General features: G+C 62.1%; 9 protein-coding genes and 1 pseudogene. 4 read left to right on the top strand and 6 right to left on the bottom strand.

Translation table 11 applies throughout. From position 1 onward, the window contains the following. Positions 1–122 precede the first annotated feature (122 nt). Positions 123–662 carry a histidine phosphatase family protein gene (locus WEA77_RS00100; RefSeq protein ID WP_368065840.1) on the bottom strand — a complete coding sequence of 180 codons (540 nt, stop codon included), beginning with the start codon at positions 660–662 and terminating at the stop codon, positions 123–125. Further along, positions 659–1,453, bottom strand: a complete 795-nt coding sequence (locus WEA77_RS00095) for a Coq4 family protein (protein ID WP_368065839.1) — start codon at positions 1,451–1,453, stop codon at positions 659–661. The genes WEA77_RS00100 and WEA77_RS00095 overlap by 4 nt, the downstream gene beginning before the upstream one ends. Before the next feature lie 240 nt (positions 1,454–1,693). Here WEA77_RS00095 and WEA77_RS00090 point away from each other — a divergent pair, with 240 nt between their 5' ends. From WEA77_RS00090 to WEA77_RS00080, 3 genes are all read left to right on the top strand, one after another. Further along, complete coding sequence (locus WEA77_RS00090; RefSeq protein ID WP_291044186.1) at positions 1,694–2,032, top strand: P-II family nitrogen regulator; 339 nt, start codon at positions 1,694–1,696, stop codon at positions 2,030–2,032. A gap of 68 nt (positions 2,033–2,100) precedes the next feature. After that, entirely contained in the window at positions 2,101–3,504 is a 1,404-nt protein-coding gene (gene glnA / locus WEA77_RS00085) for a type I glutamate--ammonia ligase (protein WP_368065838.1), read from the top strand. Positions 3,505–3,591: 87 nt separating this feature from the next. Continuing rightward, a complete protein-coding gene (locus WEA77_RS00080; protein WP_368065837.1) occupies positions 3,592–4,509 on the top strand; it encodes a metallophosphoesterase in 918 nt (305 codons plus the stop codon). 54 nt (positions 4,510–4,563) lie between these two features. Here WEA77_RS00080 and clpX read toward each other — a convergent pair whose 3' ends face one another. The 4 genes from clpX to WEA77_RS00060 form a co-directional block, all read right to left on the bottom strand. Then, positions 4,564–5,826, bottom strand: coding sequence for an ATP-dependent Clp protease ATP-binding subunit ClpX (gene clpX / locus WEA77_RS00075; RefSeq protein WP_368065836.1), 1,263 nt, complete (start codon positions 5,824–5,826; stop codon positions 4,564–4,566). Positions 5,827–5,953: 127 nt separating this feature from the next. Then, complete coding sequence (locus tag WEA77_RS00070; RefSeq protein ID WP_368065841.1) at positions 5,954–6,577, bottom strand: ATP-dependent Clp protease proteolytic subunit; 624 nt, start codon at positions 6,575–6,577, stop codon at positions 5,954–5,956. A 124-nt stretch (positions 6,578–6,701) separates the two neighbouring features. Beyond that, positions 6,702–7,595 carry an alpha/beta fold hydrolase gene (locus WEA77_RS00065; RefSeq protein WP_368065835.1) on the bottom strand — a complete coding sequence of 298 codons (894 nt, stop codon included), beginning with the start codon at positions 7,593–7,595 and terminating at the stop codon, positions 6,702–6,704. A gap of 6 nt (positions 7,596–7,601) precedes the next feature. After that, a complete protein-coding gene (locus WEA77_RS00060; RefSeq protein ID WP_368065834.1) occupies positions 7,602–8,687 on the bottom strand; it encodes an alpha/beta fold hydrolase in 1,086 nt (361 codons plus the stop codon). Between the two features lie 209 nt (positions 8,688–8,896). On the opposite strand from WEA77_RS00060, the pseudogene WEA77_RS00055 reads away from it, so the two are divergent. Next, a pseudogene (locus WEA77_RS00055) lies at positions 8,897–9,190 on the top strand (peptidase M28); the annotation flags it as partial.

Raw genomic sequence — 9,190 nt, 5'->3', positions numbered from 1 at the left:
TCGGCAACCGCCTCGCCGGCGCGCTGCATGATGGTGAAACTATCGATGCCGGCTGCGAAGATCGCCCGCTCAGCGAGCCGCATTTCCTGCGGCGTGAGAATAGGTCTGCCCATAGGGGCGGCTCATAGCACGCGAGTCGCCGCTTCGCTTCCATATTCTGCCACACGCAGCACACCTGCGCGCCGCTCCAGGCGCGTAACGGAGCAGTGTCCCGTGCGGAACACCGTAACGCGGTCATCGCCTTCGAGCAGGCCGCAGAGCGCGTTGATCGCCACGAAGTGGGAGAAAACGACGGTCCCTTCCGGCAGGCCCCCGACGAAGTCACCGACCCGGCGGCGCCAGGCGACATAGTCTGCGCCCGCGTCGGTCCATGTGCCGGCCATCACCTTCTGCAGCCAACTGACGCGGTCCGCGACGCCTTCCGGCTTCACGACTTCGCTGACTTCCGGCGCGATCGCGGGCATCATGGCGAGCTGCCGGGATGCCGGCGCAGAGGTCTCGCGGCACCTCTGCATCGGGCTGGAGATCAGCCCGCGCACCGGAAGGGGCAGAAGAACCGCAGCAACGGCCTCGGCCTGCTTGTGGCCAATCTCACTCAGACCCGGATCAGGATGGTCGCCCCAGCCTGCCGCTGCTTCACCGTGGCGGATAAGCCAAATCACGCGGCAACCGGCTCAGCGGCCGGGTCCTGCGGCTGCAGGGATGGAGCGTAGCCGTGCTGCGAGAGCAGCTTGAGCGTTTCCCTGTAGGTGACCGGCTTGCGGATGCCGAGGCGGGCACGAGCGGCGTCCAGCGGCTCATGCATCAGGGCGATAATGTCCTGCTGGACGATCTTCTCGGCGGCAGCGCCGTTGCGCCTGCCTTCGTGAAAACAGTCCATGATTCGCGCATGCTTCGGGGCGTGCCTGGCAATCGTGCGGCAGCCCATGAAGGAAATGAAGATCACGCCGAGGCCCGGCTGCTGGCCGTAGGTAAAAGCGAGCAGCGAGGCTTCGCCCAGCGCGTCGCGGCCATAGCCGCTGAGGACGTGGAAGAGGTCATGCGTGTCGCGAAGGCGGTTGCCATACCATTGGTAGTCGTCATCAAACTCGCGCGCGGCGGAACGGAACTTCTCGCTTTCATCCACGAGGCCCTGGGCGGTCAGGCCTTCTCGCTCCATGAAGTCGCTATAAGCGCGCCCGACGGTGCCGTCCGGCAGCGCGTGGATCCAGCTGTGATCATCCAGGATCGGCGGCAGGAAGGGCCTCGCCGCCAGCAGCTTCCTGCCTGCGGGTGTGGCCACGAATGCCTTGAAGTTGCGCTCGAACGACCTGCCGTTCAGTGCTTCGATGATGTGGAACACCTGTTCGGTGTCTTCCTTGTCGGCGATGAGCTTCTGCATATGCGACCAGGCCTTGACCGGGCGAAAGGCCGCCGGACGGCGGTTCGGGTGAACGTAGATTTCTGCAGGCATAAGCGAAGCTCCAACTGTCGGCGCTCCTGTAGCACGGGCGCATTATCATGAAAAGTGACGCAGGCGTCATTGTTCTGGAAACCCGCCAGGATTTGCCTGCTCAATTGTTAGGCGCGAACGCCTCATTGTTTACCATGGAGCCTTCCCGGCGCACGACTCCCGTCCCTTTCTATCGCGTCCACCCCCAACACCCCATACGCACGTTTGAAATCTTAACCCGGCGGCTGGGGAGAACCACGCATGAAAAAGATCGAAGCCATTATCAAACCGTTCAAGCTCGACGATGTGAAGGAAGCCCTTCAGGAAATCGGACTGCAAGGCATGACTGTCATCGAAGCCAAAGGCTTCGGACGCCAGCGCGGCCACACCGAACTCTACCGCGGCGCGGAATACGTCGTCGACTTCCTTCCGAAGCTGAAGATCGAAGTCGTGCTCGCCGACAGCGCTGTTGAGGGCGCCGTCGAGGCAATCAAAAAAGCAGCCCATACCGACAAGATCGGGGATGGTAAGATCTTCGTCTCCGATGTTATCGACGCGGTGCGCATTCGCACAGGCGAGACAGGCGACGCGGCGCTCTAAACCACTCACGGCGCCTCGCGCCGCAAACATGTCAGACAGCTCAAACAGCTCACCCGAAGGCAAAACCAATGGCTGATGAACTCTATAAAAAAATGAAGGATGAGGACATCCAGTATGTCGACCTTCGCTTCACCGATCCGCGCGGAAAGATGCAGCACGTAACGTTCCACAAAGGCATGGTCGGCGAGGATTTCTTCTCCGAGGGCCAGATGTTTGACGGCTCCTCGGTTGCCGGCTGGAAGGCCATAAACGAGTCCGACATGCTCCTCATGCCTGACCAGTCAACCGCTATTATTGACCCGTTCTTCCAGCAGTCGACGCTCGCTGTGATCTGCGATGTGCTCGATCCGGTCAGCGGCCAGGCCTACAACCGCGACCCGCGCACCACTGCCAAGAAGGCCGAAGCCTATGTGAAGGCCTCGGGCATCGGCGATACCGTGTTCTTCGGCCCGGAAGCCGAGTTCTTCGTGTTCGATGACGTGCGCTGGTCGGTGGAGCCGCACAGCACAGGCTACAGCTATGACTCGTCAGAACTGCCAATCAACACGAGTAAAGAATACCCGATGGGCAACATGGGCCATCGCCCTGGCCCGAAGGGCGGATACTTCCCTGTTCCGCCGATCGACTCCGAGCAGGACATGCGCGGCGAGATGCTCACCATCATGGGCGAAATCGGTCTTGATCCCGAGAAGCACCACCACGAGGTGGCGCCTGCCCAGCACGAGCTTGGCCTCAAGTTCTCGACGCTGACGGTGATGGCTGACCGGATGCAGCTCTACAAGTACGTGATCCACAACGTAGCGGCGTCCTACGGCAAGTCGGCAACCTTCATGCCCAAACCAATGTACAAGGACAACGGTTCTGGCATGCACGTCCACCAGTCGATCTGGAACGACGGGAAGCCGTTGTTCGCCGGCAACAAATATGCCGACCTGAGCGACATGTGCCTCTACTATATCGGCGGCATCATCAAGCACGCGAAAGCGCTGAACGCGATCACCAACCCGTCGACGAACAGCTACAAGCGCCTCGTCCCGGGCTATGAGGCGCCGGTCATGCTGGCCTACTCGTCGCGTAACCGTTCGGCCTCGATCCGCATTCCGTTCGGCTCGAACCCGAAGGCGAAACGCATCGAAGCCCGCTTCCCGGATCCGATGGCGAACCCCTATCTCGCCTTCGCAGCCCTGCTGATGGCTGGCCTCGACGGCATCGAGAACAAGATCCACCCGGGCGATGCCATGGACAAGGACCTATACGACCTGCCGCCGGCTGAAGCTGCAAAGATCCCGCAAGTCTGCGGTTCGCTGCGTGAAGCGCTCGGCGCCCTCGATGCAGACCGCGCCTTCCTCAAAAAAGGCGGCGTGTTCGACGACGATCAGATCGACGCCTATATCGACCTCAAGATGGAGGAGAACATGCGGTATGAACTCCATCCGCACCCGGTCGAATTCGACATGTACTATAAGATGTAAGCGGACTGGCCTCATGGCCTGACGCCGGGGCCGGCATCTTCGGATGCCGGCCTTTTCTTTGCTATCAAGCCTGAGCAGAAGAGGCGGATGGTAACGCTTTTGATCCTCTGGGGCAGCTGGGCCTGGTTTGCGCTGGCAGCGCTTTGCGTGCGGGGTATCTGGCGGGGCAAGCCGCAGGTGAAGGCGGCGGCGGCGGCGGCGCTCACACTGTCCAGTGTGCCGGCCTATGCCCGCTTCATCGAGCCACGGCTGCTGTTCACGCACGCGGAGACGATCCTCCTTCCAGGCGCGAGCGAGACCTCCCCATCCATTCGCATTGCCCTGTTTGGTGACACGCATATCGGCATTTTCGGGCACGCCATGCCGGTCGAGCGCATTGTGAAGCGCATCAATGCGGCGGGCGTGGACGCCGTCTTCCTGGCGGGGGACCTCACCTATCATCCGGATGCAGAGGACATTCCCGAAGACTTCGCCGCGCTAAAGGACCTTGAGGCACCCCTGTTCGCGGTGCTTGGCAACCACGATGTCGGCTTTCCAGGTAATGACCTCAGCGACGCCATCCTATCAACATTCAGTGCGGCGGACGCCACCGTCATGCACAACCGGGCTGTCGAAGTGGAAATTGGCGGACAGGCGATCATCGTCTCCGGCGCCTCCGATCTCTGGCAACGCCGCCAGGATTTCAGATTCTCTGCCGCCCTGCCCCCGGGCAAGCCTGTGGTCCTGCTGACGCACAATCCGGATACCGCGCTCGTCGTGCCGGATGACTTCCTCTATGACCTGATGCTCGCCGGACATACGCACGGCGGACAGGTGCGTATTCCGGGGGTTTACAAGAGCTTCCTTCCGGTCACCGGGCCTTTCGACAAGGAGTTGCACCGCTTCGCTTGCCCGGCCGGTGAGCGCCTCGTCTACGTGACGACCGGCACCGGCATGGCCGGCGTGCCGATGCGCTTCATGATGCCGCCCCGCGTGGACATTCTGACGATCCGCCTTCCCGAATGAAAAAGCCCCGGCGCTGAGGCCGGGGCTCTTGTTTCGTCCGTATCCGGAGGGGCTTCAGCCCGCTTCAGTCTGGCTCTTGCTGGCGTGCACGTAGAGTGGCTCGGCATTGCCTTCCACAACTTCGGCATTGATCACGACTTCTTCAACACCGCGCAGGTTCGGCAGTTCGAACATCGTGTCGAGGAGTATGCTCTCCATGATGGAACGCAGACCGCGCGCACCGGTCTTGCGACCGATCGCCTTGCGCGACACCGAAACAAGCGCCTCGGGCGTGAAGGTGAGGGCCACGTTCTCCATGTCGAAAAGCTTCTGGTACTGCTTGAGCAGGGCGTTCTTCGGCTGGGTAAGGATCTGGATGAGGGCCTTCTCATCCAGGTCTTCCAGAGTTGCGATGACCGGGAGACGACCGATGAATTCCGGAATCAGACCGAACTTCTGCAGGTCTTCCGGCTCGGTGCCGCGCAGCGTTTCGCCGACGCCCTTGTCGCTTGCATTCTTGATCGTGGCACCGAAGCCAATCGAGGCATTGTCACCACGCGCGGCGATGATCTTCTCGAGGCCGGCAAATGCGCCGCCGCAGATGAACAGGATGTTCGTCGTGTCGACCTGCAGGAATTCCTGCTGCGGATGTTTCCGCCCGCCTTGCGGCGGAACCGCAGCGACAGTGCCTTCCATGATCTTCAGCAACGCCTGCTGGACGCCCTCGCCCGACACGTCGCGCGTGATCGAGGGATTGTCCGACTTGCGCGAGATCTTGTCGATTTCATCGATGTAAACGATGCCGCGCTGGGCGCGCTCGACATTGTAGTCGGCTGCCTGGAGCAGTTTCAGGACGATGTTCTCGACGTCCTCACCGACATAGCCCGCTTCCGTCAGCGTCGTGGCGTCGGCCATAGTGAAAGGCACGTCGAGGATGCGCGCGAGGGTCTGCGCGAGAAGGGTCTTGCCGCAACCCGTCGGGCCGACGAGCAGGATGTTCGATTTGGACAGTTCAACCCCATCGGCTTTGCCAGCATGGGAGAGGCGCTTGTAATGGTTGTGCACCGCAACCGAGAGGATGCGCTTGGCGTGACGCTGGCCGATGACATAGTCATCGAGCACATCGCAGATCTCCTGCGGCGTGGGTACGCCCTCACGGGACTTGATCGCGGAGGTCTTGTTCTCCTCACGAATGATGTCCATGCAGAGTTCGACGCACTCATCGCAGATGAACACGGTGGGCCCAGCGATGAGCTTTTTCACCTCATGCTGGCTCTTTCCACAAAAAGAGCAGTAGAGCGTGTTCTTGGAGTCGCCGGAGCCAGTTTGCTTCGTCATAACGTCCTCAATGCCGCGAAACGCTTAACGCAGGCTTTAAAGCCCGCCCAGATGCGATCCCGTCTTTCTAAGTCTATAGTTGTTCGCTCAGCCTGCAAGGGGCGGGCCGCACGTTGAAAAATAGCGGTTATTTCTCGTCATCAGCTGAGCGGCGCTCGTAAACCTTGTCCACAATGCCAAATTCCATGGCCTGTTCCGCGGTCAGGAAAGTGTCACGATCAAGTGTTCGCTCGATCACTTCATACGGCTGGCCAGTATGGCGCACGTAGATATTGTTAAGACGGCGCTTTAATTCGATAATCTCTTCAGCGTGACGCTCGATGTCTGTCGCAACACCCGAATAACCCCCCGACGGCTGGTGCAGCATCACTCTGGCATTCGGCAGGGCGATCCGCATGCCCTTTTCCCCAGCGGCAAGCAGCAGCGAGCCCATCGATGCCGCCTGGCCGATGCAGACCGTGGAGATCGGGCAGCGGACGTATTGCATGGTGTCATAGATCGCGAGACCCGAAGAGACATATCCGCCCGGGCTGTTGATATACATGGCGATTTCGCGCTTCGGGTTCTCGGATTCGAGGAACAGCAACTGCGACGTCGTCAGCGCAGCGATGCTGTCATCGATGCCGCCAGTGACGAAGATGATGCGCTCCTTCAGGAGCCGAGAGAAGATATCAAAGGCCCGCTCTCCACGGCTCGTCTGCTCGACGACCATCGGGACAAGGTTTAGGGCGGTCTCATGGATACTGGACATCAAGGGAGCCTTTGAAAAAATTGGCTGAATCGCTTGCCGACGGGTTTGGCAGATGCCCTTATATTTGTCCACGCGACCAGCGCCACAAGGGGGCTACAGCTGTGGAATGGCAACCGCCAGTGGCTTAACGGAACGGCCATTCCCCTTCACCGCTCGGCAAAGTGGTCGCCGGATCACGCATGAAGGCCAGATAGTCGGCGATCACCCGGCCGCGTTGGAGGTCGCTCAGCAGCACATGGTAGCCTTCCGGATAATACACCGTGCGGACATGTTTGGGCAGGAAGGGCGCCGTCCGCCTCGGCCCGTCAGGCGGCACAACCTGGTCGCGCGCGCCATAGGACGCCAGCACCGGAACACCTGCGGGCAACCTTGCCACATCGCCATGCGCACGCTCCATCAGCGAGACCGCCCCGTGCAGCTGGTCAATGCGGTTCTCCTCCATGTGCCAGGGATCAGCAGCCTGCTCTGCGAGGAAGGCGTCATTGTCCGTCATCTTTGGCTTTGCGAATCTCGGTGGCCGCACGACCATTGCCGGAGCGGCTCTGGCGCTTGCCCGCAATGTCGAGGCGACGACGCGATTGAGCGCGCCCCATCCGCGCAGACCCGGGCCTGAGAGGATGAGCCGGTCAGCGTCCGGCGGACGATCCGATGCAAACGCCGTGATCGCCAGCGCCGCGCCCATCGAAATCGCGACCACCGTAATTAATGACTGCGGATGGCGCACGCGGGCGAGCGCCGCCGCGGTACGCAGGTCTTCCTGCATCTGGTCATCTCCCGCCCAGATGCCACGATTGACCGACCGGCCGAAGCCGCGCTGGTCATAGGCATAGACCGGCACGCCCGCCACCGCCCATTCCGGCGCCGCAAGGCGGAACTCGCCGGCGTAATTGTTCATGCCGTGGACGGCGACAATCACATGCTGCGGATCGCCGCCCTCCGCCGAAGGCCAGACAGTCAGCCCGAGGCGCGCGCCGTCATGCGCCAGGAGGACGCCTTCGCTGTCGCGTAATTCAGGCATCCGGCATCAGCGGCAAGCCCCGATCGCGGGGGCCGGTGCAGCGGCTTCGCACATCTGGAGGAAGGGCCATGCCCCCTCCCCGCTCGGCAGCGGCGAATCCGGATCCTTCATGAAAGCGAGATAGTCGGCGTGCACCTTTTCGGCCTGCAGGTCGCGCTCCAGCATATGGTACCCTTTCCTGTAGTAGACTGTGCGGGCACTGGCCGGCAGCAGCTTCGCGGTGCGCGCCATGCCGTTCTGCGGGATCACAATGTCTCTGGCGCCATATGACGCGAGCACCGGCAACGATTTCGGCAGGCGCGGGGCAGCCCAGTGGGCATTCTCCATCAGGTTCACGAGGCCGTAGACCTGATCGATGCGGTTCTCGTAAGTCATGTGCGGGTCGGACCATGTCCGACGCAGCATTGCGTTATTGTCTGACGGTTCGATCTTTATCAGGCCCGCCGGCGGCACAACTATCCAGCCGGGGCTCATGTGCGCCGAGGCGAGCAGGCTCAGGCGGTAGAGCGGATTGATGGCGCCCCAGCCGCGCAGGCCGGGACCGGAGAGGATCAAACGGTCTGCCGTCGGCGGCTTGTCCGATCCGAACGCCGTCATCGCAACAGACGCGCCCATCGAGATGCCCACCACTGTGATTACGGCGTCAGGATGGCGCTTGCGCGCGACATCGACCGCCGTTCGCAGGTCCTGCCGCAGCAGCTCCTCCTGCGGCCAGAAGCCCTTCTTGGGGGAACGTCCGAAGCCGCGCTGATCATAGGCATAGGTCGTCACACCGCGCGCGGCCCAGTAGGGCGCGGCCATATGGAAGGCGCCGGCATAGTCGCTCATGCCGTGCACGCCTACGACCACATATTCCGGATCGTCGGTTCCTGCGGCCGGCCAGACCGTAAGCCCGAGGCGGGTGCCATCGGAGGCGACGAACGTATCCTCATCCGGAAGGAAAGCCGCCTCGACCCGGGCGCCCGGTTCAAGCGCACCGATCAGGACCGGATGGGCGCAGGCCGGCAAAGCCAGGGCGGCAAGGCCTGCCAGCAGGGCCGTCAGGCCCATTCGCGCGCGGGTTGCCCAGTCCTGAAATACCTTGATGCTCATGCCTGATACCTCTTCGGCCCCTGCCGGTCACTTTCCTCAGGAGTATAGAATTTGCACCTGAACGCCCAGTGACAAGACTGCAAACACACGACGCGCGCCGGAAAAGCACCCGGGCTACGCTTGATGACCCCAACGTGACATGCGAGACCCGACCCATCTGAAATTCTGGCCGGCGCCCCCGGCCTGCATATCTTGCGGGAAACCCTGACATGATGAAACGCCTTGCCCTTCTCAGCGCCGCTGCAGCGTTTTCGCTGACCGCCTGCGCGCCCGGCGCTACCGAAACCGCAGCCGAAACACCTGCCGTCGTCGCCGAGGAACTGCTGCTGGCGCTGCCGGAAGGCACCGCGCCGGAGATTACCGCCGATGACCTGGCGGTGCGCATCAAGACGCTCGCCGATGATACCTTCGAGGGCCGCGGCCCCGGCACACTGGCCGGCGAAGCCTCCGCCGCCTGGGTGGCCGCCGAAATGGCCCGGGTCGGCCTGACGCCCGGCGGCGAC

The sequence above is a fragment of the Hyphomonas sp. genome, assembly GCF_040882205.1.
Taxonomy (GTDB): Bacteria; Pseudomonadota; Alphaproteobacteria; order Caulobacterales; family Hyphomonadaceae; genus Hyphomonas.
The sequence above is the reverse complement of the archived record's forward strand: the minus strand, read 5'-3'. Positions and strand labels throughout refer to the sequence as shown.

What these genes read in the sequence shown, in the direction of transcription:
- WEA77_RS00095 (WP_368065839.1), bottom strand. Translation starts at nt 1,453, where the DNA reads ATGCCTGCAGAAATCTACGTTCACCCGAACCGCCGTCCGGCGGCCTTT.
- WEA77_RS00090 (WP_291044186.1), top strand. Translation starts at nt 1,694, where the DNA reads ATGAAAAAGATCGAAGCCATTATCAAACCGTTCAAGCTCGACGATGTG.
- glnA (WP_368065838.1), top strand. Translation starts at nt 2,101, where the DNA reads ATGGCTGATGAACTCTATAAAAAAATGAAGGATGAGGACATCCAGTAT.
- WEA77_RS00080 (WP_368065837.1), top strand. Translation starts at nt 3,592, where the DNA reads ATGGTAACGCTTTTGATCCTCTGGGGCAGCTGGGCCTGGTTTGCGCTG.
- clpX (WP_368065836.1), bottom strand. Translation starts at nt 5,826, where the DNA reads ATGACGAAGCAAACTGGCTCCGGCGACTCCAAGAACACGCTCTACTGC.
- WEA77_RS00070 (WP_368065841.1), bottom strand. Translation starts at nt 6,577, where the DNA reads ATGTCCAGTATCCATGAGACCGCCCTAAACCTTGTCCCGATGGTCGTC.
- WEA77_RS00065 (WP_368065835.1), bottom strand. Translation starts at nt 7,595, where the DNA reads ATGCCTGAATTACGCGACAGCGAAGGCGTCCTCCTGGCGCATGACGGC.
- WEA77_RS00060 (WP_368065834.1), bottom strand. Translation starts at nt 8,687, where the DNA reads ATGAGCATCAAGGTATTTCAGGACTGGGCAACCCGCGCGCGAATGGGC.